We start from the raw sequence: 25,281 nt of genomic DNA on the forward strand, positions 1-25,281 counted from the left end.
GACCGGCCTCACGCCGCCGCCGGGCGCGCGTCGAACTGCGCAGGCTGCGCCGGGGCCAGCGGCATGGGCGTCTCCGCGACTTCTTCGGTGATCACCTCGAAGCGCTGCAGCGTATGCATGCCGAAGGAGCACATCATCGCGGTATCGGTCGCGTCGCGTCCGCGGGCGATGACGATGCGGCCGATGCGCGGCTCGTTGTGGCGGGCATCGAAGGTGTACCAGCGGCCGCCCAGGAAAACCTCGAACCAGGCATTGAAGTCCATGGGCGCCGGGTCCGGGGGCACGCCGATGTCGCCGAGATAGCCATTGCAATAGCGTGCCGGGATGTTCATGCAGCGGCACAGGGCGATGGCGAGATGCGCGAAATCGCGGCAGACGCCGATCCGCTCCTCGAAGGCCTCGGCGGCCGTGCGCGTGCTGCGGGCGAAATGATAGCCGAAGGTCAGGTGATTGTGGACGAAGTCGACAATCGCCTGGACGCGCGGCCAGCCCGGCGCGACCTGCCCGAACAGCGACCAGGCCTGATCGAAGAGCTTGTCGGTTTCGCAATAGCGGCTGCCGAGCAGATAGACGAGCGCCTCGCCGGGCAGGCGCGAGGGAGCAACCTCGCGCGCCGTCGGATGGATACGGTCGGGCTCGCCCGAATCGTGCACGACCCCTTCCGATTCAAGGCGGATGCCACCGGGAGGCGCCACCATGCGCCGGCAGATATTGCCGAAGGCGTCGAGATGCTGTGCGACAGCGATCGGGAGCGACGGATCGGCCAAAGCGCTCACCCGCATCTCGTCGGGCATCGTCAGGTCATGGCGGCGTGAGGGATGGACGTCGAGCAATGTGAAGAGGGGCATGTCACGCGCGCAAACCAACTCGATCCGATAGCCGTAACGGATACGCATCTCGCTTTCTCCTGATGTGAGGGACGGCTGCCTCGCGGCTATGCCGCGGCAGCTCATCGAGTGTCGAATTCCCTCTCGGAGCAGACGCGCGAAGGCGCCCTCCGGTTCCCAAGCGCTGGAGAAAAAGCCCCGCTCTTCAGGCCTTCGCCGCCTGCGAGAACACGCAAGCCAGCTCAAAAAGAAGATGCGGGCCTTTCGGCCCGCATCCCGCCGCCACGGCGGTTCGGCTGGGGGGATAGCAACCGCCGCGACCTGCGTCTGGCAGCCGCTACATCATCCAGTAGGGCATCGTGCCGTAATAGTCGTGGACACGCTTGCCGTAAGCCTTGTCCTCCCAGTCGGGTTCGCCCTCGCTGTCGTACATCGGCGCAGCTTCGAGCTTCTCCTTCGTCAGAGGCACGACGTAGCCGCCGCGTTGCGGGTCGTAATCGAGAACGCTCCACGGAATCGGATGGTACTTCTCGCCGAGGCCGAGGAAGCCGCCGAAGGACATGATGGCGTAGGCGACCTTGCCGGTCTGCTTGTCGAGCATCACGTCGTAGATCTCGCCGAGATGCTCACCAGCTGCGTTGTAGACGTCCGTTCCGGCAACGCGGGCCCCTGCAATCAAGGGATTGGCAGTGCTGGTGGTGGGCGTGGTGGACATCGCCATGTCAGTTCCTCCATGTGTCAGCGGCGCATCGCTGCAGCGCCAGAAACTCGTCTCCTCAACGTCCTGCGGAAGCCAAAGGTTCCAGCTTTTTCAGAGCCTTTTTGTGCAATCTTCCGGCACCACATTTCCGGCCCATCGTCATGTAAATGCAGGTTGCGCTTCGCATCGGAACCTTTGCCGGCACGGCGGGTTTCGGAGTGCGAGCGACATCGCCGTTTTGTGAAGAGGAGAACAGTCGGCATGAAGAAGTTCATGGTCATCGTGGGTCTTGCAGCCGCCTTGGGCGCCTGCACCGCGCGTGAACAGAATGCAGGTACTGGCGCTCTTATCGGCGCGGGCGCGGGTGCGCTTATCGGCGGCGCAGCGACGGGCCGGGCCGGCGGTGCCTTGGCCGGTGCAGCCATCGGTGGTGCCAGCGGCGCCATCATCGGTTCCGCCGCCACGCCGGATCAAGTTTGCTACGGCCGCGACGAGTGGGGCCGGCGCGTGCGTTACGCCTGCTGACGGATGCTCCAGCGAATTCATCGGAGGCTCGCCGATCCGGCGGGCCTTTTTTGTGCAGCCTGGCTTACCGCGTCAGACCTGGCCGTAGGGGCCGAAGCGCCCGACGAAGCGATGGCGGAAGCCGGGATAGAGCAGCCGCACGGCGGTGACCGGCTTCGACTGGTTCCAGGTCCGGCGCTCGACCAGGAGGCAGGGCTCGCCGACCGCGATGTCGAGCAGGCCAGCCTCTTCCTCTCCCGCCCCGACGGCGCTGATCGCGTGCTCGGCCTGCGACCAGAGACTGTGCCTGAGCAGCCAGTCGCCGGGCGGTGTCTGCGCGAAATCCTCCTCGGCGAGACCGGACACGGCGGCAGCGTGGATGACGCGCTCTTCCAGCACATGCGGCTTGCCGTCGGCGCGATGCAGCACGACGAGATGAGCCACCTTGTCCGAACGCTTCAGGCCGAAGCGCTCGGCGACTTCCGGAGCAGGCCGGCCGTCGCTGCGTGAAAGAACGTCATATGCATAGGCCTGGCCGAGCTGCTCCACCTCTTCCGGGATCGAGAGAATGTCGAGCATGGCGTGACTGGCCGGAGGGCTGGCGACGATGGTGCCCGAGCGGCGGCGGCGGACGATGAGACCCTCACGGGCGAGTTGCACGAGCGCGCGATGCACCGTCATCCGCGAGGCGCCGAGCTGTTCCATCAAGGCGTGTTCCGGCGGCACGCCGGTGCCCGGCGGCCATTCCCCGCTGACCACCAGATCGCGGATCGCGCGCCGGATCTGCTCATAGACCGGCCCGGCGCCGTCCAGCTTCACCGCGTCGAGCCGGGTCTCCGTCATCCTGTTCCCTACGCTGCAGCAAGCAGGCGCCGCATCACGCCGGCAAAGCGCGCGCGCACCGAATCGCGGGCGACATGCTGCCCTTCGGCCACCACCCTCCTGCCACCGGCGACGACGTCGCGCAAAGGCAGGGCGTTGGCGGCGAAGATCGCGCTGTCGACCGCCTCGGCACCGGCCTTGCCGACGATGGCCGGGTGATCGGTGTCAAGCGTGATGAAATCGGCACGATGGCCCGGCGCGATCGCGCCGATGGAGCGGCCGCAGGCCTGCGCACCGCCGGCACAAGCTGCCTGCCAGAGCGCCAGGCCGGTCGAGGCTTGCTCCTCGGCGAAGAGGGCGCGGCGGCGATCGCGCAGGCGCTGCGAATATTCGAGCTGGCGCAGTTCGGCACCGGCATCGATCTGGATGTTGGAATCGCTGCCGACACCGAAGGCGCCGCCGGCATCGCGGTAGCGGATGCCGTCGAAGATTCCGTCGCCGAGGCTGGACTCGGTGATCGGGCACAGGCCGGCGACCGCGCCGCTGCGCGCAATGCCGTCGCGCTCTGCATCGCTCAGATGCGTCGCATGGATCAGGCACCAGCGCCGGTCGAGCGGGATCGTGTCCATCAGCAGTTCGACCGGGCGCTTGCCGGTGATCTTCAGACTGGCCTCGACCTCCGGCACCTGCTCGGCGACATGGATATGGACCGGGTTGCCCGGACGCAGGGAGGCCACCCACCCGAGATCGTCGAGCGCGACGGCACGCAGCGAATGTGGGGCCACGCCAAGCTGCGCATCCGGCAGATCGCGGATCGCCACCGCACTGTTCTCCAGCAGACGCTGATAAGCGTCGCGGTCATTGACGAAGCGGCGCTGGCCATGGACCGACGGCGCCTGCCCGAAATTGCCGAAGCGATAGAGCACCGGCAGCAAGGTGAGGCCGAGCCCGGTTTCTTCAGCCGCCGCGGCTATCGCCTGCCCCATGGCCGCGATGTTCGCATAGGGGCGGCCGTCCTTGTCGTGATGCAGGTAGTGAAATTCTGCGAGCGCGGTGAAGCCGCCTTCCAGCATCTCGACGAAAGCCTGGGCAGCGATGGCCTGCACATCCTCCGGGTCGAGCCGGTCGAGAAAGCGATACATCACCTCGCGCCAGGTCCAGAAGGAATCCTCCGGCGCGCCGCGCCGCTCGGACAGGCCGGCCATGCCGCGCTGGAAGGCATGGCTGTGCAGGTTCGGCATGCCGGGCAGCGCAATCCCGCCGAAACTCCGGGCTTCTCCCGCCGGCTTCCGCCCTGCTTCGACGGACATGATCACGCCGTCGGCAACGGTCAGCTTCACATCACCGGCAAAGCCCTCGGGCAGAAGAGCCTCGGCCAGATGCAGGGTCTCGGTCACCGTTTCGCTCCCTCGGTCGTTGGCGCTTAATTGCATATGCAATTAGCGCTTGCCATTTGCATATGCAATTAGATATCATCTCCCGAGATCAAAGAGTAGCGGGAGGATGCGCGGTGGCCATAGCGCCAGGTGAAACGCTGGCTTGCGACAAGCTCTGGACGAATGCGCGGCTGGCGACGATGTCACCCATCGTCAACGCAGCTTATGGCGCCATCGAGTACGGCGTCGTCGCATCCCGCGACGGACGCATCATCTTCGCCGGCCAGCGCGCGGAAGCTCCGGCCTTCGCGGCGGCCGAGACCATCGATTGCCAGGGACGCTGGATCACGCCCGGCCTGGTCGATTGCCACACCCATCTCGTCTACGGCGGCGACCGCGCGCATGAGTTCGAACTGCGCCTCCAGGGCGCGACCTATGAGGAGATCGCACGCGCCGGCGGCGGCATCCTCTCCACCGTCAAGGCGACGCGCGAGGCAAGCGAGGACGACCTCTTCGCCTCGGCCGATCGGCGCCTCGCCGCACTGACGGCCGAAGGCGTCACCACCGTCGAGATCAAGTCCGGCTACGGGCTGGAGCAGCAGGCCGAGCTGAAGCAGCTCCGCGTCGCGCGCCGGATCGGCCGTGAGCGACCCGTTACGGTGCGCACCACCTTCCTCGGCGCCCACGCCGTGCCGCCGGAATATAAGGGCCGCTCGGGCGACTACACCGCGCTCGTCGCGGGACCGATCCTCGACGCGGTTGCGGCCGAAGGACTTGCGGATGCCGTTGACGTCTTCTGCGAGGGCATCGCCTTTTCCCCCGAGGAGACGAAGGCTGTCTTCAGCGCCGCCAAGGCGAAGGGCCTCGCGATCAAGGTCCATGCCGAGCAGCTTTCCAACCTGCATGGCGCCAAGCTTGCAGCCGAGATGGGCGCGCTGTCCGCCGACCATCTCGAATATCTCGATGAGATCGGCGTCGAAGCCATGGCCAAGGCCGGCAGCGTCGCGGTCGTGCTGCCCGGCGCTTTCTATTTCCTGCGCGAGACGCAGAAGCCGCCGATCGAGCTGATGCGCAAGCACGGCGTCGCCATCGCACTGGCGACCGACGCCAATCCCGGCTCGTCGCCGCTGACCTCGCCGCTGCTCGTGCTCAACATGGCCTGCACGCTCTTCCGCATGACGCCGGAGGAGGCGCTCGCCGGCCTCACCCGCCACGCCGCCACCGCGCTCGGCCTCCAGGACGAGGTCGGCACGCTCGAAGCCGGAAAGCGCTGCGACCTCGCGATCTGGGACATCGAACGCCCGGCCGAGCTCGCCTATCGCATCGGCTTCAACCCGCTTCACACCCGCATCTGGAACGGACAATGACGACGGTTTCGCTTAACCCGGGCGCAGCACGCCTCACCGACTGGCGCGCCATCCTCGACGGCGCCGTGGCCTCCCTCGCCGGCGACAGCGCCACCTCCATCGCCTCCGGGCAGAAGATCGTCGAGGAGATCGTCGCCGCCGGCACCGTGACCTATGGCGTCAACACCGGCTTCGGCAAGCTCGCCAGCGTGCGCATCGCCGATGCCGATCTCGCCACGCTCCAGCGCAACCTCATCCTCTCGCATGCCGTCGGCACCGGCCCTGCCCTGCCAGACGGCGTGGTGCGCCTGCTGCTCGCGATGAAGGCGGCGAGCCTGGCGCGCGGCGCCTCCGGCGTGCGGCCGGTGGTGATCGAAGCGCTGACCGGTGCGCTCAAGGCCGATGCCCTGCCGGTCATCCCCGCCAAGGGCTCGGTCGGCGCCTCCGGTGACCTCGCGCCGCTGGCTCATATGACCGCAGCCCTGATGGGCTTCGGCGAGATCCGCCTGAAGGGCGAGACTCTGCCCGCAGCCGAGGCGCTGAAGCGCGCCGGCCTCAGCCCGCTCGCGCTCGGCGCCAAGGAAGGGCTCGCGCTGATCAACGGCACGCAGGTCTCGACCACGCTGGCGCTCACCGGTCTTGCCGCGATCGCCCGCGTCTTCGACGCCGCGCTGGTCGCCGGTGCGCTCTCGGTCGATGCACTCAAGGGCTCCGACACCCCGTTCGATCCGCGCATCCAGACCCTGCGCGGCCAGCCCGGTCAGATCAAGGTCGCCAAGATCCTGCTCGACCTCATCGCCGGCAGCGCCATCCGCGAGAGCCACCGCCATGGCGATACCAAGGTGCAGGACCCCTACTCCCTGCGCTGCCAGCCGCAGGTGATGGGCGCGGTGCGTGACCTCATCGGCAACGTGGCCGCCACGCTTGGCATCGAGGCCAACGCCGTCACCGACAACCCGCTGGTGCTCGGGCCGGGCGAGATCGTTTCGGGCGGCAACTTCCATGCCGAGCCGGTCGCCTTCGCCGCCGACATGCTGGCGATGGGCGTCTGCGAGATCGGCAATCTCTCCGAGCGGCGCATGGCGCTGCTGGTCGACCCTGTCATGAGCGGGCTGCCGCCCTTCCTCGCCCGCGACGCCGGCCTGAACTCCGGCTTCATGATCGCGCAGGTCACGGCCGCGGCGTTGGCTTCCGAGAACAAGCAGAAGGCTTACCCTGCTTCGGTCGACACCATCCCCACTTCAGCCAACCAGGAAGACCACGTCTCCATGGCGACGCATGGCGCCTTCCGCCTGATCGACATGGCGAAGAACGCCGCGAGCATCATCGGCGTCGAGCTGATGGCGGCGGCGGAAGCGATCGAGCATCACCGCCCGCTCAAGACCAGCGCGCGGCTGGAACCGGTGCTGGCGCTGCTGCGCGAGAAGATCGCGCCGCTGACCGAGGATCGCTATCTCGCTCCTKATCTCGCAGCCGCGACCGAGTTCGTGCTGTCCGGAGCGGTCGGCAAGGCAGCGGGCCTCGACAGCTTCGCGGAGTGCGGGGCGTGAGATCGCCTCGCGTCCCGCGAGCCCTCATCCTGAGGAGCGCCGAAGGTGCGTCTCGAAGGATGCTCGCCGAGGCTCCGCCGCACACTGGAACATCCTTCGAGACGGCGCTGACGCGCCTCCTCAGGATGAGGGCAGGAGGAAACGCGCTCAAATGACCATCGTCAGCGTCACGCAGGGCTCCTCCCCGTTCATCCTCTCGATGCCGCATCCCGGCACGGGCCTGCCGCCGGAGGTTGCGGCGGCGCTGAACAAGCGCGGTCGGCTGGTCGAGGATACCGACTGGCACATGCGCCGGCTCTACAGCTTCGCCGCGCCGTTCGAGCCGACGATCGTCGAGGCGCAGCTCTCGCGCTTCGTGATCGACCTCAACCGCGATCCGGCCGGCGTCTCGCTCTATCCGGGCCAGGCGACGACCGAACTCGTGCCGAGCACGACCTTCGACGGTGCGCCGATCTGGCAGACGGTGCCCGACGCGGCCGAGATCGAGCGGCGCAAGGTTGCCTATTTCCAGCCCTATCATCAGGCGCTCGCGGCCGAGATCGCACGGGTGAAGGCCGAGCACGGCTATTGCGTGCTCTGGGACTGCCACTCGATCAAGTCGGAGATCCCGCGTCTTTTCGATGGGACGCTGCCGACGCTGAACCTCGGCACCAATTCCGGCGAAAGCTGCGCTGATAGCGTCGAGGCGGCAGCTGTCGCCGCCATGGCAGGCCAGCCCTTCACCCAGATCCTCAACGGCCGCTTCAAGGGTGGCTGGATCACGCGCCATTACGGGCGCCCCTTCGAGCGCGTCCATGCGCTCCAGATGGAAATAGCGCTCTCCGCCTATCTCGCTGAGGAAGCCGCGCCCTGGGCCTTCGACGAGACCAAGGCCGCCAGCCTGCAGACCGCCTTGTCAGCCACAATCGAAGCCGCGCTTGCCGCAGCCGCAGCCATCGAACGGAGCCGTTCATGACCCGCCTCGACAACACCCGCACGATCCGCGCCGCGACCGGCACCGAGCTCACCGCCAAGAGCTGGCTGACCGAAGCGCCGCTGCGCATGCTGATGAACAATCTCGACCCGGACGTCGCCGAGAACCCGCATGAGCTCGTCGTCTATGGCGGCATCGGCCGGGCCGCGCGCTCCTGGGAGGATTTCGACCGCATCGTCGCGGCCCTGCGCCAGCTCGAGGCCGACGAGACCCTGCTCGTCCAGTCCGGCAAGCCGGTCGGTGTCTTCCGCACCCACAAGGATGCGCCGCGCGTGTTGATCGCCAACTCCAACCTCGTGCCGCACTGGGCGAACTGGGACCATTTCAACGAGCTCGATAAGAAGGGGCTCGCCATGTACGGCCAGATGACGGCCGGCTCCTGGATCTATATCGGCACCCAGGGCATCGTGCAGGGCACCTACGAGACCTTCGTCGAGGCCGGCCGTCAGCACTACAACGGCAGCCTCAAGGGCAAATGGGTGCTGACCGGCGGCTTAGGCGGCATGGGCGGCGCGCAGCCACTGGCAGCCGTGATGGCCGGCGCCTCCTGCCTCGCCGTCGAGTGCAATCCCGACTCGATCGATTTCCGCCTGCGCACCCGCTATCTCGACGAGAAGGCGCAAACCCTCGACGAGGCGCTCGAGATGATCGCCCGCTGGACCAAGAACGGCGAGGCGAAATCTGTCGGCCTGCTCGGCAACTGCGCCGAGATCCTGCCTGAGATGGTCCGTCGCGGCATCCGGCCCGACATGGTCACCGACCAGACCTCGGCCCATGACCCGGTCAACGGCTACCTGCCCAAGGGCTGGACCATGGGCGAGTGGAAACAGCGCCGCGAGGGCGATCCGAAGGCCGTCGAGAAGGCGGCGCGCGCCTCGATGCGCGAGCATGTCGAGGCGATGATCGCCTTCCAGGACATGGGCATCCCAACCTTCGACTACGGCAACAATATCCGCCAGGTCGCCAAGGAAGAGGGGCTGGAGAACGCCTTCGCCTTCCCCGGCTTCGTGCCGGCCTATATCCGCCCGCTGTTCTGCCGCGGCATCGGCCCGTTCCGCTGGGCCGCGCTCTCGGGCGATCCGGAGGATATCTACAAGACCGACGCCAAGGTGAAGGAGCTCACGCCCGGCAACACGCATCTGCACAACTGGCTCGACATGGCGCGCGAGCGCATCTCGTTCCAGGGCCTGCCGGCGCGCATCTGCTGGGTCGGCCTCGGCGACCGCCACCGGCTCGGGCTCGCCTTCAACGAGATGGTCAGGACCGGCGAGCTCAAGGCGCCGGTCGTCATCGGCCGCGACCATCTCGACTCCGGCTCCGTCGCCTCGCCGAACCGCGAGACCGAAGCGATGAAGGACGGCTCGGACGCGGTCTCCGACTGGCCGCTGCTCAATGCCCTGCTCAACACTGCGGGCGGCGCGACCTGGGTCTCGCTGCATCATGGCGGCGGCGTCGGCATGGGCTTCTCGCAGCATTCGGGCGTCGTCATCTGCGCTGACGGCACCGATGACGCGGCTGCCCGCCTCTCGCGCGTGCTCTGGAACGACCCGGCGACCGGCGTAATGCGCCATGCCGATGCCGGCTACGACATCGCGCTGGACTGCGCCCGCGAGAAGGGGCTCAACCTGCCGGGGATTCTGGGCTGAACTCCCTGTCATTGCGAGCGAAGCGAAGCAATCCAGTGTCGTAGAGCTCTACGCCCCCTAGATTGCTTCGTCGCTACGCTCCTCGCAATGACGACGCCAACCCGTCCACCCGTCGAGGACCATCCCATGCGCATCATCCGCGCCGCCGACTGCAAGGTCATGCCGTGGAAGAACGGCGGCGGCACCACGACCGAGATCGCGGTTTTTCCCGAGGGAGCTCCTCTCAGCGATTTCGACTGGCGCATCTCGATGGCGCATGTCGGGCAGGACGGGCCCTTCTCGTCCTTCCCCGGCATCGACCGGACCCTGTCGGTGCTGACCGGCAACGGCATCCGCCTCGCCTTCGGCGGCGGGGAGACCGTGGCGCTCGATCGCTCGACCGCCCCCTTCTTCTTCGCCGCCGACCGGGCAGTGGAAGGCGTACTGGTCGACGGGCCGATCGACGATCTCAACGTGATGAGCCGGCGCGGGGCATGGAGCCACGGCGTCGAGCGCCTGGGCGGCGGATGGCATGAGGTCGCGTCGGAGCGTGGATTGCTGGTTCTCGTGGCGCGCCATGGCAATTGGCAGGTGAACGGGACCGCGCTGGCCGCCGGGGACAGCGCCGTGCTCGAAGCTCCCGTCACGGCCGAACTCGCCGCCGGGCGCGACGGCGAGCTGTTTGTCGTGAGGCTGACTCCAGCGTCGTAAAGCACGCTGTGTTGTGACGGAACCACGCCGTCATTCCGGGGCTCGCACAGCGAAGAGCCCGGAACCCATGAACGCGCGGGTTGCCGTCATGGTCGGGCTTGTACCGGCCATCCACGCCTTCATCGGTGCAGTGCGGTGTTCAAGACGTGGATGCTCGCCACGAGGGCGAGCATGACGGAACAGGAGCAGCCTCGTGTCCATAAGTTCCGGGCTCGGTCCTACGGCCGGCCCCGGAATGACGGCGTGCTTCAGGCCGCCTGCCGCGGCTGCGGACCGACATAGACCGATTGCGGGCGGATCAGCCGGCCGCCGGCGATCTGCTCCTTGGCATGGGCGAGCCAGCCCGTCGTCCGCCCCAGTGCGAAGACGCAGGTGAAAGAGTCCGGCGTGAAGCCGAGCGCCTCCAGCAGCAGCGCGGTGTAGAACTCGACATTGGTCTCCAGCGTGCGGTTGGGCTTGCGCTCGCGCAGGATGGCGAGCGCAGCCTGCTCGACCGCCTCGGCCAGCGCGAGACGCCCGCTATCGGCGCCGAGCCGGCGGATCGCGCCCTTCAGCGCATCGGCGCGCGGGTCGCGCACGCGGTAGATGCGGTGGCCGAAACCCATCAGCCGGTCGCCGCGATCGAGCGCGGATTCGAGCCAGCTGCGGGCATTCGCCGGGGCACCGATCGCATCGAGCATCTCGATCACCGGACCGGGAGCGCCGCCATGGAGCGGCCCCTTCAGCGCGCTGATGCCCGCGAGCGTGGCCGAGACCAACCCGGCGCGGGTCGAGGCGACGACGCGGGCGGCGAAGGTCGAGGCGTTGAGGCCGTGATCGGCGACGGTGACGAGATAGGTGTCGAGGGCAGCCGCCTGCTGCTTGGTCGGCGCCTTGCCGTGCAGCATGCGCAGCGTATCGGCGGCCTGCGACAGCGCCGGGTCGGGCGCGATCGGCGCAAGTCCCTGCCGCAGGCGCAGGGACGCGGCGGTGAAGACGGCGGGCGCCGCCAGAAGCCGCAGGATCGTGCCGGCGTCCTCGCCGTCCGGGATCAGCGCAGTCATTGCCCTGATCATCTCGACCGGCTCGAGCGTCACCGGCACCGCCGCTCGGGCGACGACCGTCTCGAACAGATCCTGCCGCGCGGCGCCCAGCGCCGCCGGAAGATCCTTCATGGCGGGCAGATCCGGCACGAAGCCGTCCAGCATCAGCGCAGCCATCTCCTCAAATGAGGTGTGCCCCGCCAGTTCATCGAGGCTATGGCCGCGCATCACCAGCCGGCCAGCCGCTCCATCGACTTCCGAAAGGACAGTGTGGGCGGCAACGACATCTTCAAGGCCATCGGACATGGCGATCTCTCCTCAACATCTGAGGACTTGAGGATCGGTAGCTTCATCGCTAGAATCAATCTTGAACAATATAATCAATGTATTTCGATGACCGACTGGCTGACGGCGCAACAGGTGATGGTGCGGCTCGGGCTGAAGCCGCAGACGCTCTATGCCTATGTCAGCCGCGGGCTGATCGAGGCGCGCGGCGATGCGGGCGATTCGCGCCGGAGGCTCTATCGGGCGGAGGATGTGGCGCGGCTGGAGCGCCGCAAGGCGCGGGGGCGGAAACCGGCGGCCATCGCCGAGGACGCGATCGCCTTCGGCGAGCCGATCCTGGCCTCGGGCATCGCTACGATCCAGCGCGGCAAGCTCTGGTATCGCGGGCAGGATGCCGAGCAGCTAGCCGAGACGGCGAAGCTGGAAGATGTCGCGCGGCTGCTGTGGGATTGCGGTTCGCAACGCTTTCCGCCGCTGTTCACGATCGTGCCGGAGGCGCCGGCCCGGCAGCGCATGTTCGCGGTGATCGCGGCGCGTGCCGCCAGCGATCCCGCCATGGCCGGCCGCACGAAGAAGGCGCTCTATCTTGAGGCGGCGTCCGTCATCGACGCGCTGGTCGATGCGATTGCCGGGCGGCCGGGCCAAGGCCCGATCCATCACCGGCTGGCGCTGGCCTGGGGTTGCGACGAACGCGGCGCCGACCTCATCCGCCGCGCGCTGGTGCTGCTCGCCGACCATGAACTCAATGCCTCGACCTTCGCGGTGCGGGTCGCCGCCTCGACGCGCGCCTCGCTCGCGGCCTGTGTGCTGGCCGGGCTGGCCACACTCTCCGGCCCGCTGCATGGCGGGATGACACCGCGCGTGCTCGGGCTGATGCGGGAGATCGCGAGCGAGGGCGTGGAGATGGCTGTCTCCGCCCGCCTCGCCACAGGCATGCCCCTGCCCGGCTTCGGCCATCCGCTCTATCCGGATGGCGATGCACGGGCCCGCGCGCTGCTCACTGTGTTCACGCTGCCGCCGGCCTATGAAGAGGCCCGCCAAGCCGTCACGGCGCTGACCGGTGAGGAGCCGAATATCGATTTCGTGCTGACGGCGATCGCGAGCGAACTCGGGCTCGCAGCGGATGTCTCGTTCCAGATCTTCGCCGCCGCGCGCTGCGCGGGCTGGATCGCCCACGCGCTGGAGCAGAGCGAGACGGGGCGGCTCATCCGGCCCCGTGCCCGCTATGTCGGCCCGGAGCCGGCCTAAACCGGCTCGGCGACATACATCGTCGATGGCTTTTGCCCGAGCGTGTCTTTGCGCTCCTCGATATAGCCACGCGTGATCGGCAAGCCGTCGAGCTTCTTGGCGAGCTGGAACTGGAACACCACCAGATCATCGTGCCGGAAGCTCGCCTCCGACGCGGCGAGGTAGAACTCCCACATCCGGGCGAAGCGCTCGTCATACATCGCCACCGCCTCGTCGCGCCGGGCGAGGAAGTTCTCGCGCCAGGCCTTCAGCGTCTCGGCATAGTGGATACGCAGCACCTCGACATCCGTGATGACCAGCCCCTCCAGTTCGATCGCGGCCGCCACCTCCGACATGGCGGGGATGTAGCCGCCCGGGAAGATATACTTGGCGATGAAGGGATTGGTCGCGCCCGGCGGCGTCGAGCGGCCGATGGTGTGGATCAGCGCCACGCCATCGTCGTTGAGCAGCTCGCCGACCTTGCGGAAGTAGTCGCGGTAGTAGCCGACGCCGACATGCTCGAACATGCCGATCGAGACGATACGGTCGAAGGGCTCCGTCAGGTGGCGATAGTCCTGCAGCCGGAACTCGACCGGCAGGCCTGAATCCGCGCCGCGCTGCTTCGCGATGGCAAGCTGTTCCTCGGAAAGCGTGATGCCAGTGACGGAAGCGCCGGTCTCGCCGGCGATCGACAGGGCCATGCCGCCCCAGCCGCAGCCGATATCGAGCACGCGCAGGCCCGGCCGCAGATCGAGCTTGCCCATGATGTGCCGCTTCTTGGCGAGTTGCGCCTCGGCGAGTGTCATGTGCGGCTGCGCGAAATAAGCGCAGGAGTACTGCATGTCCGGGTCGAGGAAGAGCCGGAAGAAACCGCTCTTCAGGTCGTAATGATGCGCGACGTTGCGCTTCGCCAGTGCCGGCGTGTTGTTCTGGTGGAAACGGCGCACCGCGGTGCGCAGCCCCTCCAGCGTCTTGCCCCAGCCCTTCGGGCGGGCCTTGTGGACGGCGGCAACCAGCGCGTCGAGCAGATCATAGAGTGAACCCTGCTCGACCACGACGCGCCCGTCCATGACGGCCTCGCCCAGGGCGAGTTCGGGATTGAGCGCGAGTTTCAGTTCGGTCGGCCCATCCACGATCCGCATGCGCAAACGCGGCACGGCGCCCTGTCCGATGGATTGAAGCGTGCCATCGGGAAAGACGACATCGATACGTGGCTCGATCGCGAGCCGAGACAACATCCTGGCAATCAGCGAGTGCATTGGCCCCACCTTCGGCAGCGCCCCTTTCCATCAACATGGCAAGTCGAATCGCTGTCGTAACCGCCCCTCGGCGCAAGGCAGGCACTCGCCTGCGACATGACAACGCAGGCGGCGCGGCTTGGTTCCCCTACGGAAGCATGACTGGTTTTGCCTTTACGCCGCAGCCCCTTTCGTCATTGCGAGCGCAGCGAAGCAATCCAGGGAGACGTAGAGCTCCGCCGGCCCTGGATTGCTTCGTCGCTTCGCTCCTCGCAATGACGAGGATGGTCAATGATCTGCGGCGATCACCTCGGCACGGATCTCCTCAACCAGTCGCTCCTTCAGGGTGACGAATTCCGGGGTCGTTTTGATGGTGTAAGGACGCGGGTGTGGCAGATCCACGGCGATATCGGCCTTGATCCGCCCCGGGCGCGCGCTCATCACGACGACGCGGGAGCCGACGAAGATGGCCTCCTCGATATCATGGGTCACGAAGAGCACGGTCTTCTTCTCGCGCTCCCATATGCCGAGCAGCATCTCCTGCATCAGCGCGCGGGTCTGGTTGTCGAGCGCGCCGAAAGGCTCGTCGAGCAGCAGGATCTTGGGGTCGTTGGCGAGTGCGCGAGCGATCGCCGTGCGCTGCTGCATGCCGCCCGAGAGCTGCTTCGGAAAATGGTCGACGAAGCTGCCGAGCCCGACGCGCACCGCCCAGTCGCGGGCGATCCTCAGCCGCTCGGCCTCGGGCACCCCCTTTTCGCGCAGGCCGAACGCGATGTTCTGCTGCACCGTCAGCCAGGGGAAGAGCGTGTAACTCTGGAAGACGAAACCCCGATCGGCTCCCGGCCCTGACACAGGCGTGCCGTCGAGCAGGATGCGCCCCTCGCTCGCCGTCTCCAGCCCGCCGATGATGCGCAGCAAGGTCGACTTGCCGCAGCCGGAGGGGCCGAGGACGGTGATGAAGTCGTTGTCGGCGACGTTGAGCGAGGTCGGCATCAGCGCCCGCGTCGGCTCAGCACCGCGCTGGCCTGCGAAGACCTTGCCGACATTCTCGATGACAAGCTTGCTCATGCGCGCGCCCATGGAAACAGGCGCTGGTTGATCGCCTTGAAGAGGAAGTCCGAGACCAGCCCGATGAGGCCGATCACGATAATGCCGAAGATGATCTGCCCGGTGTTCAGCAGCGCCTGGCTATCGGTGATCATATGGCCGATGCCGGAAGAAGAGCCGATCAACTCGGCGACGATGACATAGGTCCAGGCCCAGCCGAGGACGAGGCGGAAGATTTCGGCGATCTCGGGAGCGGCGTTCGGCAGCATGACGCGGCGCACCACCGACCGGTCGGTGGCGCCCAGCGTATAGGCGGCATCGACCAGATCGCGCCGGATCGAACCGACCGAGACCGCGATCATCAGGATGAGCTGGAAGACCGAGCCGATGAAGATGACGAGCAGCTTCTGCGTCTCGCCGATACCGGCCCAGAGGATCAGCAGCGGAATGAAGGCAGAGGCCGGCAGATAGCGCGCGAAGGAGACGAAGGGCTCCAGGAACGCCTCGATAGGCTTGTAGGCGCCCATTAGGATGCCGAGCGGCAGCGCGACGATGACGGCGATGATGAAGCCGCCGACGACGCGCCAGATCGTCATCATGATGTCGAAGCTGAAGCCGTAGCGCACCATCAGATTGTAGCCCTCGCCGACCATGGTCAGCGGGTCGGCCAGGAAGAGACGCTGGACATAGCCGCCGAAGGTCGCGACCGACCAGAGCGCGACGAAGAGCGCGAAGAAGGCCAGGCCATAGCCGATGCGGGCCGTGGCCGAGACGGGTTGCAAGGGTCTCATCGCGATATCGTTCCGGTCACGGCCATGGCCAGTTGCTTCCAGGGTTCGATCGACCAGAAGCCGGCTGCGGCGCCTGAGGTCGAGGGTAGGACATAGATCTCGGCACCGGCCAGCTTCTCAGCCTGCCGCCCGTAGGAAAGCCGTCCCTCGCTGATCCCGAGGACGGCCTGTGCCGCGCGCTTGCCGTTGAAGGCGAGGATATCAGGCGCGCTTGCCGCGATCCGCGCCGTGAAGCCAGCCACATCGAAATGGCTGCCGCGCAGGGCAGAGTCCGGGCCGGAGGTCCGCTTGGCCACGTCGGTCAGGCCGATGCCGTAGCGCGGCAGGCTTCGGAAGTCCTCTGGCACGAGCCTTAGCGGTACGAGCCCGATCTGATGGAGAACCGGCCAGAACTTGTTGCCCGGGCCGGCATAATAGGCTCCGCGCCGGGCCGAGGCGGCTCCGGCCTGCGTGCCGCAGAAGACGACGCGCAGGCCGGGTTCCAGAACATCCGGGAGGATGTCGCCCCTTAGGCATTCAAGGCCGGCCGTCACCCTCCAGCCCTCATCCTGAGGAGCCGCGCAGCGGCGTCTCGAAGGATGCTCCAGATAGTTCCCGAGCCTTCTGAAACATCCTTCGAGACGCCATCCCTTTCGGGATGGCTCCTCAGGATGAGGGCTCGCGGAGATCTCAAGCAGCCTCCCCGGCGTTCACTTGCCGGCGACGAACTTTGTGTCGACCAGCGCGGCGAGATCGGGCTTGGCCTTGATCAGGCCGATATCAAGCAGGAGATCGGCTGCCTTGGCGGAGAAGGCCTGCCAATCGCCCGCAAAGAACTTCTTGTTGCCGTCGGCATCCGACCAGCGCAGGAAGGCGGCCGACTTGCCGAATTGCTCGCCGGTCTGCTTCACATCCGCGCCCATGATCTCATAGGCCTTGGCCTGGTCCTTCTTGATCATCTCCAGCGCCTCGAAATAGCTCTGGGCGAGCGCGGCAGCCGCCTTCTCGTTGACAAGGAAGGCAGGCGTGCAGCCGAAGGTGTCCATCACCATCGGGTAGTCGAGGGTAGTGGCGATGATCTTGCCCGCATCCGGCTTGTCGCGGACGGTGGAGAGATAGGGCTCATAGGTCATGGCCGCGTCGTTCTGGCCGGCGATGAACGCCTGCGCGGCCGGGCCGGGCTCCATGTTGACGACGGTCACGTCCTTCATGGACATGCCGTTTTCCTTGAGCATCCAGGCGAGCGCGAAATAGGGCGAGGTGCCGGGCGCCGATGCCGCGACCGTCTTGCCCTTCAGGTCCTTGATCGAGCCGACGGCATTGCGCACGGCCATGCCGTCGGCGCCGTAGCTCTTGTCGAGCTGGAAGATCTGCTTGGTCTTGATGCCGGCCGCGTCCCAGACGATCCAGGTCTCGACCGTGGTCGCGGCGCACTGGATGTCGCCCGAGGCGATGGCGAGGTGGCGATCCTTCTGCGGAATCTTCTTGATCGTCACGTCCAGGCCGTTCTTGGCGAAGATGCCCGCCTCCTTGGCGAGCACCAGCGGCGCGAAGCCGGTCCATCCGGAAATACCGATATTGACCTTGGTCTGCGCTTGGGCGCCGCCCGCCGCCAGAAGCGCCGCGAGGCCAAAGCCCACAGTCGCGCCGATGCGCTTGAAAACTGCCATGGTTGAAACCCTTCCCCTGCTTTTGCGGCTGATGCACCGCTCAGACGCCTAAACGTCATCCGCGGCGAGATTCAACCTTCCTTCCGAAGCAGGTTGAATACATATGCAAATCCGTCAAGCGGCCGATCACTGTCGCTTGGGAAAGCGATGACATTCTCTTGTTTGACAGGGCGGGAGGAATTTCCTCCCCTGCGCCCGCCGGCGCAAGGGCGCCTTCTTTCGAGTCGAGGTTTCCCAATGAACGGCGCCGACCGCCTTTGCGACACGCTTCTGATCAACGGCGTCGATACCTGCTTCGCCAATCCCGGCACCTCCGAGATGCATTTCGTCGCTGCGCTCGACCGCAAGCCGCAGATGCGCTGCGTGCTCGGCCTGTTCGAGGGCGTGGTGACCGGTGCCGCCGACGGCTATGCCCGCATGGCCGACAAGCCGGCAGCGACGCTGCTGCATTGCGGGCCGGGCATGGCGAACGCGCTCGCCAACATGCACAACGCCCGGCGCGCCCGCACGCCGATGATCAACGTCGTCGGCGACCACGCCACCTATCACCTCGTCCATGACGCGCCGCTGACCAGCGATATCGAGAGCCTGGCGCATCCGATGTCGCATTTCGTCCGGCGCATCGCGACGGCGGAGGATGTCGGCCCGGCGATCGGGGAAGCCTATGTCGCTTCGCTGACCCTGCCCGGCGTCACCACCGTGATCCTGCCGGCCGACTGCGCCTGGGGCAGCGTCGAGCCCGCCACGCTGAAGCCGACCGAGCTGCCGGCGCTGAAGAGCGTCGAAGCCGCCACGATCCGCGCGGTCGCAGCCGGCCTGCGCAAGCATGGCGCGCGTGCTGCGATCATGCTGACCGGCCTGGCGCTGCGCGAGAAGTCGATGGAGATGGCGGCCCGCATCTGCGCAACGACCGGCGCCAAGATCTTCAGCCAGATGTCGAACGGGCGCATCCAGCGCGGCGCCGGCCGCGTCGCCATGCCCAAGGTGTTCTACCCGATCGACAAGGCGCTCGATCAGCTCAAGGACATCGATTACCTCGTGCTCGTCGGGGCTCAGACCCCGGTCGGCTTCTTCGCCTATCCGGGCAAGCCCGGCCGCCTGATCCATGACGGCTGCGAGGTCGCGACGCTCGCCAGCCCTGGCGATGATCTGCCTGCATCGATCACCGCGCTCGCGGAGGAGATGGGCGCCACCAAGACCGCCCCCGCCTACATCGCCCCGCCGCGCAAGGAGCAGCCTGCCCTGCCGACCGGCAAGCTCGATGCCGACAAGGCCTGCGCCATCGTCTCGGCGCTGCTGCCGGAGAACTGCATCGTCTGCGACGAGTCGGTCTCGTCGGGCCGGAGCTTCTATTACGATTGCCACAGCGCTCCGCAGCACGACTATATCCAACTCACCGGCGGCGCGATCGGCGAAGGCATCCCGCTCGCCATCGGCGCGGCCGTCGCCTGCCCCGACCGCAAGGTCATCGGCATGCAGGCCGACGGCTCGGGCATGTACACGGTGCAGGGGCTCTGGACGCAAGCGCGCGAAAACCTCGACATCGTCACCGTCATCTTCGCCAACCGGACCTATCAGATCCTGCATGGCGAGATGCGCGCCGTCGGCGTCAACGACTTCGGCCGCAACGCGACGCTGATGCTCAACATCGACGAGCCGGCGCTCGACTGGGTGTCGATGGCCAAGGGCATGGGCGTGGAGGCTGCGCGCGCCACGACGGCCGAGGAGTTCACCAGCCTGTTCAAGGCCGCGCTGGCCAAGAAGGGGCCGTTCCTGATCGAAGCAGCGATCTGAGAGGCCGTTCGAGACAAATCGCCCTCCGCCCGGGGAACACATCTCCGGGTGGAGGGCAATCTTTGCGCGAGCAGTGAGGAGAAGCTTTTCTATTCGTCCGGTCACCATCAATCTGTCGCAGGACGCCTGCCAGAGTTGCGGCTGATTTCGAGAAGGAGCGACCAGCATGAACCGGGACGAGATTCTCAAGGCGCCGTCGATGCCCGTCTTCAGCCCCAGCTATCCGCATCCGCCGAACCGCTTCATCAAGCGGGAATATCTGATCATCACCTACGAGACGGACCCCGAAATCATCCGCGCCGCGCTGCCCGAGCCGCTCGAGCCGGCACCCGGCAACCTCGTCTTTTACGAGTGGATGAAGATGCCGGATTCGTCCGGTTTCGGCTCCTATGAGGAGAGCGGGACCGGCATCTACGCCAGCTACAAGGGAGAGCCCTGCAACTTCTCGGTGCAGATGTATCTCGACGACGAGCCGCCCATCACCGGTGGACGCGAGATCTGGGGCTTCCCCAAGAAGTACGGCGTGCCGCGCCTCAGCGTGATGAAGKACACCCTGACCGGCACGCTGCACTATGACGGCGAGCGCGTGGCAATGGGCACGATGACCTACAAGCATCGCAGCCTGGAGGATCAGCTCGACAAGGTGCGCGACGGCATCGCCGGCCTGAACATCAACCTGAAGCTGCTGCCCGATGTCGATGGCTCACCGAAGGTGGCGCAGCTCGTCGGCTACAATCTCACGGACATCGCGGTCCATGGCGCCTGGGAGGGAGAGGCGCGGCTGCATCTCATCCCTCATGTCAATTGCCGGGTCGCCGACTTCCCCGTGCGGAGAATCGTGCGGGCGCGTCACCAGCTCGTCGATTTCACGCTGCCTTTCGGCCGGGTGCTGCACGACTACCTCGCCTAGCACCCGCGCGACACCGCCTTCAGACAAACCCGCCCAGGAACGCATCGAGGCAATCGCCGATCGCCTCGATCGCATAGCCGCCCTCCTGCACCACGAGCGTCGGCAGGCCGAACGCCTTCACCTGCCGGCCGATGGTGCCGAAATCGGACGCATCCAGCTTCAGCACGCCGATCGGATCGTCCTTGTGGGCGTCGTATCCGAGCGCGACGACCAGCGCCTCGGCGCCGAAATCGCGTATCGCCTTGCCGGCGCGATCGACCGCCGCCTGCATCTCGGCTCCGCCCGCGCCGTGCGCCAAAGGCAGGTTGAGATTGAAGCCCTCGCCCGGCCCGTTGCCGCGCTCATCGGCGTAGCCCGTGAAGAAGGGATAGTAGTTCGCCGGGTCGGCATGGACCGAAATCGTCAGCACGTCGTCGCGGCGATAGAAGATCTGCTGGGTGCCGTCGCCATGATGGGCATCGACATCGAGGATCGCGACCTTGCCGAACTTGCTGCGCAGGCGCTGAGCGGCAATCGCTGTGTTGTTGAGGTAGCAGAAGCCGGTGGCACGGTCGGCACGGGCATGGTGGCCCGAGGGGCGGCACAGCGAATAGACGGCGCGCTCCCCCGCGAGGATCGCATCGGCACCGGAAACCGCGGTTTCCGATGAGCGCAGCGTCGAGTGCCAGCAGTGCTCGCCGACCGGCACCGACAGGTCCCCGAGATACCAGCCGAGCTGGCCGATGAAGCCGGTCGGGCGGCAGGGCGGGCGGACATCCTCGTCCGGGCGGCCGCTCCAATAGGGGAAGGTATTGGGCCAAGCTTCCGGCCCGCGCTCGGCCGGCAACTCCTGCCAACGCGCCCAGGCGGTTTCGAGAAACGTGACGAAGCCGGCATCGTGAATCGCGAGAACCGGGGCGGTGCCGTGAGCCGCAGGCCGCTCCGGCGTGATGCCATGCTTCGCCAGCGCACCGAGCAGGCGCGCCGTCCGTTCCGGCAGGTCCTTGGGCGCCACGACCTTGCCGAAGCGCATGTATTGCTGCGGGTCGTGGAGGGCTTGGTCGGAATGATAGAAGGCGCGCATCAGGCTCATCGTCCTCGTGGGGCAGCGAGGCGATCGCGGCCCCGCAGGCGGATGCTAGCAACGGCTGCTGCAGCGGTCAGCTACGCCGACGCCGTCCGCCCTTGCGCGGAGGGCGGAGCGACCGGCGCATCATGGCGAGAGAAGCGCCGCGAACTCGCGCGCCAGCGCATCGATCTCGAAGCGTTCGGGTCTGTACCAATCGGTCGAGCCATTGAGCGCGCCGAGCAGGAAGAGGCGCAGCACGTCCGGCGAGCGCTCCGCCGGCAGAGCGCCAGCCTGCTGCAGCTCCGCGATCAGCCGGCGCCAGACTTCCTCATAGGCGCGTCGCACGGCACGCACGCTTTCCGGCACCGGAGCCGCACCAAAGTTGAAGACCTTGATGCTGGCAGAGGTGTAGTCGCCATGGCCGTGCAGCGCCGCGAGATGGCCCCGGATCGCCGCCTCCAGCCGCTCACGTGGCAGCGCCCCTTCCGTTGCGGCGAGCGCGGCAACGACGCCCTCATGCACGAAGCGGACACCGTCGTTCACGACCGCCTCGACGATCTCCTCCTTCGAGGCGAAGTGGTAGTAGAGGCTCGCCTTGCGGATGCCGACGGCCTCGGCGATCTCGCGCAGCGTGGTCTGATGGTAGCCGCCGCTCCGCAGCAGCCGCGCGGCATGGTCGAGGATCAGGCGGCGCGAGCTGTTCTCGGTGTCGCGCGGGCTGCGGTCGGCGGCGACAGTCATGCGCAGGAGCCCACGTCATTCTCGGGCGAAGCGAAGCGCAGACCCGAGAATCTCTGGCATGAGATGCTCGGGTCAATCCCGAGCATGACGGCTGAAGGGGCGCGCAACAGCATCACAGCCGCTTCGCCACCTCTTCGAGCATCACCTCGGTGGCGCCGCCGCCGATGGACTGGACGCGGGCGTCGCGGGTCATGCGCTCGATCGCGCTTTCGCGCATGTAGCCCATGCCACCATGGAACTGCAGGCAGTCATACATGACTTCGTTGACCAGCTCGCCGCAGTAGGCCTTGACCATCGAGACCTCGCGGGTGGCGTCGAAGCCCTGCGCATCGAGCCAGGCGGCGTGATAGACGAGTTGGCGGCCGGCCTCGACCTTGCCCGCAAGCTCGGCGAGTCGCTGGCGGATCGCCTGCTTCTCCCAGAGCGGCGCGCCGAAGGCTTTTCGCGTCTTCACATAGTCCAGCGTCAGGTCGATGGCGGCCTGCGACTCCCCGATCGCCATCGCGCCGATCACGGTGCGCTCGTTCTGAAAATTGCTCATGATCGCGTAGAAGCCACGGCCCTCCTGCCCAAGCAGGTTTTCGGCCGGCACGCGACAATCGACGAAGGAAAGCTCGGCAGTATCGGACGAGCGCCAGCCATGCTTGTCGAGCGCGCGGGAGACCGAGAAGCCGGGCGTGCCCTTCTCGACGAGAAAGATCGAGACCGATTGCGAGGGCTTGGCCGCCGGATCGGTCTTGGCGGCAACGCAGTAGAGATCGGCGTAGACGCCGTTGGTGATGAACATCTTGGCGCCGTTGAGGACGTAATGGTCGCCCTCGCGCCGCGCCGTGGTGCGGATGCCCTTCACGTCCGAGCCGGCATCCGGTTCGGTGACGGCGACCGCGACGATCTTCTCGCCGGCGATGATGGCCGGCAGATACCGGTCCTTCTGCGCCTTGCTGCCGGCATTGGCGATATGGACCGAGGCCATGTCGGTGTGGACCAGCGCGGTGATGGCGACGCCCGAGAAGGTCGAGCGGCCGAGTTCCTCCGCCAGCACGACGGTCGCGAGCGTATCCATCTCCGAGCCGCCATATTCGGCCGGATAACGAATACCGAATAAGCCGAGTTCGCCCATCCGGCGCAGCACCGCGCGCGGGACGAAGCCGTCCTCCTCCCATTTCAGGGCGTGCGGCTTGATCTCGGTCTCGACGAAGCGGCGAACCTGATCGCGCAGCGCCTCATGCTCCTCGGTGAAATAGGGCGAGCGACGCGCGCCCTCGCCTGCAAGCGTCTCGACGGCCGACATGGCTTTCTCCCTGCTTGACCGCGGCGCCGCGATCTGACTACCTACCGGACGGTAGGTGAATGTTACGGCGAGATCAAGTTCCGTCATTTGCCTAAGGAGAACAGGTCATCCCGGACAAGCCGCGTCAGCGGCGCCGATCCGGGATCCATGCCGGAACCGTTCAGGCATGGATCCCGGGTCTCCGCGTCGCTCCGCCCGGGATGACGGCCAGCGGGAATCGGCATGTCGGAAGCAACCTCTTCAGCGGTCACCGCCCCTCCCCCGCTCTCCGCCATGCTGGAGACGCTGCGCCAGCGCCACGGCCTCATCGCGCAAGGCGGCGGCGAGAAGCTGCGCGCCCGGCATGAATCGCGCGGCAAGATCATGGTGCGCGAGCGCATCGATCTCCTCCTCGATCCGCAGACGCCCTTCCTCGAACTGTCACCGMTTGCAGCCTGGGAACTCTACGGCAACGAGGTGCCGGGCGCCGGCATCGTCACCGGCATCGGCATCGTGCAGGGCCGCGCCTGCATGCTGATCGCCAACGACGCCACGGTGAAGGGCGGCTCCTTCTTCGCCGAAACCGTTCGCAAGCATCTGCGGGCACAGGAGATCGCCGAGGAGCACCGGCTGCCCTGCCTCTACCTCGTCGATTGCGGCGGCGCCTTCCTGCCCGAACAGGACCGCGTCTTCCCGGACCGCGACCATTTCGGCGGCTCCTTCTATAACCAGTGCCGGATGTCGGCCGCGGGCATCCCGCAGATCTCGATCGTCTTCGGCGGCGCGACGGCGGGCGGCGCCTATATCCCGGCGCTGTCCGACCAGGTCATCATGGTGAAGGGGACGGGGCGCATCCATCTCGGCGGCCCGCCGATCGTGAAGGCGGCGATCCACGAGATCGTCGATGGCGAGACGCTGGGCGGGGCGGAAATGCATACGCTGGTCTCCGGCGTCAGCGACCACCTCGTCGAAACCGAGATGGAGGGGCTCGCCAAGCTGCGCGAGATCGTCGGCGCGCTCGGCGAAATCGGCCAGGTCGCGCCGCCGCCGCAAGCACCCGCCGCGCCAAAGCTCGACCCGGCCGAACTCGTCGATATCGTCCCGACCGATCTGCGCCGACCTTATGACGTGCGGGAGGTCATCGCACGCGTGGCCGACGACAGCGCCTTCAGCGCCTTCAAGCCGGATTACGGCGCGACGCTCGTCACCGGCTTCGCCCATATCCACGGCTATCCCGTGGGGATTCTCGCCAATAACGGCGTGCTGTTCTCGGAAAGCGCCATCAAGGGCGCGCATTTCATCGAGCTCTGCGACCAGCGCCAGATTCCGCTGCTCTTCCTGCAGAATATCACCGGCTTCATGGTCGGCACGGAGGCCGAGCGCGGCGGCATCGCCAAGCATTCGGCCAAGCTCGTCTATGCCGTCTCGAATGCGCGCGTGCCGAAATACACCGTGCTGATCGGCGGATCGTATGGCGCGGGCAATTACGGCATGTGCGGGCGCGGCTTCCGGCCACGCTTCCTGTTCTCCTGGCCGAATGCCCGGATCGCGACGATGAGCCCGGAGGTCGCGGCTACCGTGGTGACGGAACTGCGCCGGCAATCGCTCAAGGGTTCGGGCGACGAAGCGGCCATCGCCGAGCTCGACAAGCGCACCCGCGCCCAGTTCGAGGAGCAGAGCGACCCCTATTACGCCACGGCCCGGCTCTGGGACGACGGCATCATCGAGCCCCAGCAGACGCGCGACGTGCTGGGCCTTTGCCTCGCCCTTTCAGCGGGCGAGACGCGCGATACCGGCCCGCGGCCGGTCTACCGGATGTGAGCGG

The 25,281-nt window shown here is 66.9% G+C and carries 24 protein-coding genes; 10 read left to right on the plus strand and 14 right to left on the minus strand.

Annotated elements, in window-relative coordinates; genetic code table 11:
- Window positions 1-8 precede the first annotated feature (8 nt).
- From AC1DIN_RS07210 to AC1DIN_RS07220, 3 genes are all read right to left on the minus strand, one after another.
- Window positions 9-896 carry a transglutaminase-like domain-containing protein gene (locus AC1DIN_RS07210; protein WP_476809203.1) on the minus strand — a complete coding sequence of 296 codons (888 nt, stop codon included), beginning with the start codon at window positions 894-896 and terminating at the stop codon, window positions 9-11.
- 268 nt (window positions 897-1,164) lie between these two features.
- On the minus strand, window positions 1,165-1,548 hold the full coding sequence (locus AC1DIN_RS07215) for a PRC-barrel domain-containing protein (RefSeq protein WP_441471359.1): 384 nt from the start codon (window positions 1,546-1,548) through the stop codon (window positions 1,165-1,167).
- 17 nt (window positions 1,549-1,565) lie between these two features.
- A complete protein-coding gene (locus AC1DIN_RS07220; RefSeq protein ID WP_476809204.1) occupies window positions 1,566-1,802 on the minus strand; it encodes a hypothetical protein in 237 nt (78 codons plus the stop codon).
- On the opposite strand from AC1DIN_RS07220, the gene AC1DIN_RS07225 reads away from it, so the two are divergent.
- A complete protein-coding gene (locus tag AC1DIN_RS07225) occupies window positions 1,789-2,052 on the plus strand; it encodes a glycine zipper domain-containing protein (RefSeq protein ID WP_441471360.1) in 264 nt (87 codons plus the stop codon). The two genes, AC1DIN_RS07220 and AC1DIN_RS07225, sit on opposite strands and share 14 nt — an antisense overlap.
- A 72-nt stretch (window positions 2,053-2,124) precedes the next feature.
- Here AC1DIN_RS07225 and AC1DIN_RS07230 read toward each other — a convergent pair whose 3' ends face one another.
- Both AC1DIN_RS07230 and AC1DIN_RS07235 read right to left on the minus strand, forming a co-directional pair.
- Window positions 2,125-2,874: a UTRA domain-containing protein gene (locus tag AC1DIN_RS07230; protein WP_476809205.1), complete on the minus strand. Its 750-nt coding sequence runs from the start codon at window positions 2,872-2,874 to the stop codon at window positions 2,125-2,127.
- A gap of 8 nt (window positions 2,875-2,882) precedes the next feature.
- Window positions 2,883-4,286: a formimidoylglutamate deiminase gene (locus tag AC1DIN_RS07235; protein WP_476809206.1), complete on the minus strand. Its 1,404-nt coding sequence runs from the start codon at window positions 4,284-4,286 to the stop codon at window positions 2,883-2,885.
- Window positions 4,287-4,429: 143 nt separating this feature from the next.
- Here AC1DIN_RS07235 and hutI point away from each other — a divergent pair, with 143 nt between their 5' ends.
- From hutI to AC1DIN_RS07260, 5 genes are all read left to right on the plus strand, one after another.
- Window positions 4,430-5,596: an imidazolonepropionase gene (gene hutI / locus AC1DIN_RS07240; RefSeq protein ID WP_476809385.1), complete on the plus strand. Its 1,167-nt coding sequence runs from the start codon at window positions 4,430-4,432 to the stop codon at window positions 5,594-5,596.
- The gene (hutH, locus tag AC1DIN_RS07245; RefSeq protein WP_476809207.1) at window positions 5,593-7,125 is read left to right on the plus strand and encodes a histidine ammonia-lyase; all 1,533 of its coding nucleotides are present in this window, start codon (window positions 5,593-5,595) and stop codon (window positions 7,123-7,125) included. The genes hutI and hutH overlap by 4 nt, the downstream gene beginning before the upstream one ends.
- A 151-nt stretch (window positions 7,126-7,276) precedes the next feature.
- On the plus strand, window positions 7,277-8,080 hold the full coding sequence (gene hutG, locus AC1DIN_RS07250; protein WP_476809208.1) for an N-formylglutamate deformylase: 804 nt from the start codon (window positions 7,277-7,279) through the stop codon (window positions 8,078-8,080).
- Window positions 8,077-9,744 carry a urocanate hydratase gene (gene hutU, locus AC1DIN_RS07255; RefSeq protein ID WP_441471365.1) on the plus strand — a complete coding sequence of 556 codons (1,668 nt, stop codon included), beginning with the start codon at window positions 8,077-8,079 and terminating at the stop codon, window positions 9,742-9,744. The genes hutG and hutU overlap by 4 nt, the downstream gene beginning before the upstream one ends.
- A gap of 126 nt (window positions 9,745-9,870) precedes the next feature.
- Window positions 9,871-10,434 (plus strand): HutD/Ves family protein, encoded by a 564-nt coding sequence (locus AC1DIN_RS07260; protein WP_476809209.1) that lies wholly within the window; start codon window positions 9,871-9,873, stop codon window positions 10,432-10,434.
- A gap of 248 nt (window positions 10,435-10,682) precedes the next feature.
- On the opposite strand, the gene AC1DIN_RS07265 is transcribed toward AC1DIN_RS07260, so the two are convergent.
- Window positions 10,683-11,762 carry a citrate synthase/methylcitrate synthase gene (locus tag AC1DIN_RS07265; RefSeq protein ID WP_476809210.1) on the minus strand — a complete coding sequence of 360 codons (1,080 nt, stop codon included), beginning with the start codon at window positions 11,760-11,762 and terminating at the stop codon, window positions 10,683-10,685.
- 87 nt (window positions 11,763-11,849) lie between these two features.
- Between AC1DIN_RS07265 and AC1DIN_RS07270 the strand changes: the two genes are divergently transcribed.
- Window positions 11,850-12,989: a citrate/2-methylcitrate synthase gene (locus AC1DIN_RS07270; protein ID WP_476809211.1), complete on the plus strand. Its 1,140-nt coding sequence runs from the start codon at window positions 11,850-11,852 to the stop codon at window positions 12,987-12,989.
- Here AC1DIN_RS07270 and AC1DIN_RS07275 read toward each other — a convergent pair.
- The 5 genes from AC1DIN_RS07275 to AC1DIN_RS07295 form a co-directional block, all read right to left on the minus strand.
- Window positions 12,986-14,227 carry a class I SAM-dependent methyltransferase gene (locus AC1DIN_RS07275; RefSeq protein ID WP_476809212.1) on the minus strand — a complete coding sequence of 414 codons (1,242 nt, stop codon included), beginning with the start codon at window positions 14,225-14,227 and terminating at the stop codon, window positions 12,986-12,988. The genes AC1DIN_RS07270 and AC1DIN_RS07275 overlap by 4 nt on opposite strands.
- Window positions 14,228-14,494: 267 nt before the next feature.
- Window positions 14,495-15,274 (minus strand): ABC transporter ATP-binding protein, encoded by a 780-nt coding sequence (locus AC1DIN_RS07280; RefSeq protein ID WP_476809213.1) that lies wholly within the window; start codon window positions 15,272-15,274, stop codon window positions 14,495-14,497.
- The gene (locus tag AC1DIN_RS07285; protein WP_476809214.1) at window positions 15,271-16,044 is read right to left on the minus strand and encodes an ABC transporter permease; all 774 of its coding nucleotides are present in this window, start codon (window positions 16,042-16,044) and stop codon (window positions 15,271-15,273) included. The genes AC1DIN_RS07280 and AC1DIN_RS07285 overlap by 4 nt, the downstream gene beginning before the upstream one ends.
- Window positions 16,041-16,577 (minus strand): mismatch-specific DNA-glycosylase, encoded by a 537-nt coding sequence (locus AC1DIN_RS07290; protein WP_476809215.1) that lies wholly within the window; start codon window positions 16,575-16,577, stop codon window positions 16,041-16,043. The genes AC1DIN_RS07285 and AC1DIN_RS07290 overlap by 4 nt, the downstream gene beginning before the upstream one ends.
- A 156-nt stretch (window positions 16,578-16,733) precedes the next feature.
- Complete coding sequence (locus AC1DIN_RS07295) at window positions 16,734-17,693, minus strand: ABC transporter substrate-binding protein (RefSeq protein ID WP_476809216.1); 960 nt, start codon at window positions 17,691-17,693, stop codon at window positions 16,734-16,736.
- A 237-nt stretch (window positions 17,694-17,930) separates the two neighbouring features.
- Here AC1DIN_RS07295 and AC1DIN_RS07300 point away from each other — a divergent pair, with 237 nt between their 5' ends.
- A complete protein-coding gene (locus AC1DIN_RS07300; protein ID WP_476809217.1) occupies window positions 17,931-19,487 on the plus strand; it encodes an acetolactate synthase large subunit in 1,557 nt (518 codons plus the stop codon).
- A gap of 166 nt (window positions 19,488-19,653) precedes the next feature.
- A complete protein-coding gene (locus AC1DIN_RS07305) occupies window positions 19,654-20,397 on the plus strand; it encodes an acetoacetate decarboxylase (protein ID WP_476809218.1) in 744 nt (247 codons plus the stop codon).
- 19 nt (window positions 20,398-20,416) lie between these two features.
- Here AC1DIN_RS07305 and AC1DIN_RS07310 read toward each other — a convergent pair whose 3' ends face one another.
- The 3 genes from AC1DIN_RS07310 to AC1DIN_RS07320 form a co-directional block, all read right to left on the minus strand.
- Window positions 20,417-21,469: a histone deacetylase family protein gene (locus tag AC1DIN_RS07310; protein ID WP_476809219.1), complete on the minus strand. Its 1,053-nt coding sequence runs from the start codon at window positions 21,467-21,469 to the stop codon at window positions 20,417-20,419.
- A gap of 120 nt (window positions 21,470-21,589) precedes the next feature.
- Window positions 21,590-22,186, minus strand: coding sequence for a TetR/AcrR family transcriptional regulator (locus AC1DIN_RS07315; protein ID WP_441471377.1), 597 nt, complete (start codon window positions 22,184-22,186; stop codon window positions 21,590-21,592).
- Between the two features lie 112 nt (window positions 22,187-22,298).
- On the minus strand, window positions 22,299-23,477 hold the full coding sequence (locus AC1DIN_RS07320; RefSeq protein WP_476809220.1) for an acyl-CoA dehydrogenase family protein: 1,179 nt from the start codon (window positions 23,475-23,477) through the stop codon (window positions 22,299-22,301).
- A 222-nt stretch (window positions 23,478-23,699) separates the two neighbouring features.
- On the opposite strand from AC1DIN_RS07320, the gene AC1DIN_RS07325 reads away from it, so the two are divergent.
- Window positions 23,700-25,277 carry an acyl-CoA carboxylase subunit beta gene (locus tag AC1DIN_RS07325; RefSeq protein ID WP_476809221.1) on the plus strand — a complete coding sequence of 526 codons (1,578 nt, stop codon included), beginning with the start codon at window positions 23,700-23,702 and terminating at the stop codon, window positions 25,275-25,277.
- Window positions 25,278-25,281: the final 4 nt, after the last annotated feature.

The organism is Allobosea sp. 05T438 (genome assembly GCF_056396025.1).

What these genes read in the sequence shown, in the direction of transcription:
- AC1DIN_RS07210 (WP_476809203.1), bottom strand. Translation starts at nt 896, where the DNA reads ATGCGTATCCGTTACGGCTATCGGATCGAGTTGGTTTGCGCGCGTGAC.
- AC1DIN_RS07215 (WP_441471359.1), bottom strand. Translation starts at nt 1,548, where the DNA reads ATGGCGATGTCCACCACGCCCACCACCAGCACTGCCAATCCCTTGATT.
- AC1DIN_RS07225 (WP_441471360.1), top strand. Translation starts at nt 1,789, where the DNA reads ATGAAGAAGTTCATGGTCATCGTGGGTCTTGCAGCCGCCTTGGGCGCC.
- AC1DIN_RS07220 (WP_476809204.1), bottom strand. Translation starts at nt 1,802, where the DNA reads ATGAACTTCTTCATGCCGACTGTTCTCCTCTTCACAAAACGGCGATGT.
- AC1DIN_RS07230 (WP_476809205.1), bottom strand. Translation starts at nt 2,874, where the DNA reads ATGACGGAGACCCGGCTCGACGCGGTGAAGCTGGACGGCGCCGGGCCG.
- AC1DIN_RS07235 (WP_476809206.1), bottom strand. Translation starts at nt 4,286, where the DNA reads ATGCAATTAAGCGCCAACGACCGAGGGAGCGAAACGGTGACCGAGACC.
- hutI (WP_476809385.1), top strand. Translation starts at nt 4,430, where the DNA reads ATGTCACCCATCGTCAACGCAGCTTATGGCGCCATCGAGTACGGCGTC.
- hutG (WP_476809208.1), top strand. Translation starts at nt 7,277, where the DNA reads ATGACCATCGTCAGCGTCACGCAGGGCTCCTCCCCGTTCATCCTCTCG.
- hutU (WP_441471365.1), top strand. Translation starts at nt 8,077, where the DNA reads ATGACCCGCCTCGACAACACCCGCACGATCCGCGCCGCGACCGGCACC.
- AC1DIN_RS07260 (WP_476809209.1), top strand. Translation starts at nt 9,871, where the DNA reads ATGCGCATCATCCGCGCCGCCGACTGCAAGGTCATGCCGTGGAAGAAC.
- AC1DIN_RS07265 (WP_476809210.1), bottom strand. Translation starts at nt 11,762, where the DNA reads ATGTCCGATGGCCTTGAAGATGTCGTTGCCGCCCACACTGTCCTTTCG.
- AC1DIN_RS07270 (WP_476809211.1), top strand. Translation starts at nt 11,850, where the DNA reads ATGACCGACTGGCTGACGGCGCAACAGGTGATGGTGCGGCTCGGGCTG.
- AC1DIN_RS07275 (WP_476809212.1), bottom strand. Translation starts at nt 14,227, where the DNA reads ATGCACTCGCTGATTGCCAGGATGTTGTCTCGGCTCGCGATCGAGCCA.
- AC1DIN_RS07280 (WP_476809213.1), bottom strand. Translation starts at nt 15,274, where the DNA reads ATGAGCAAGCTTGTCATCGAGAATGTCGGCAAGGTCTTCGCAGGCCAG.
- AC1DIN_RS07285 (WP_476809214.1), bottom strand. Translation starts at nt 16,044, where the DNA reads ATGAGACCCTTGCAACCCGTCTCGGCCACGGCCCGCATCGGCTATGGC.
- AC1DIN_RS07295 (WP_476809216.1), bottom strand. Translation starts at nt 17,693, where the DNA reads ATGGCAGTTTTCAAGCGCATCGGCGCGACTGTGGGCTTTGGCCTCGCG.
- AC1DIN_RS07300 (WP_476809217.1), top strand. Translation starts at nt 17,931, where the DNA reads ATGAACGGCGCCGACCGCCTTTGCGACACGCTTCTGATCAACGGCGTC.
- AC1DIN_RS07310 (WP_476809219.1), bottom strand. Translation starts at nt 21,469, where the DNA reads ATGAGCCTGATGCGCGCCTTCTATCATTCCGACCAAGCCCTCCACGAC.
- AC1DIN_RS07315 (WP_441471377.1), bottom strand. Translation starts at nt 22,186, where the DNA reads ATGACTGTCGCCGCCGACCGCAGCCCGCGCGACACCGAGAACAGCTCG.
- AC1DIN_RS07320 (WP_476809220.1), bottom strand. Translation starts at nt 23,477, where the DNA reads ATGTCGGCCGTCGAGACGCTTGCAGGCGAGGGCGCGCGTCGCTCGCCC.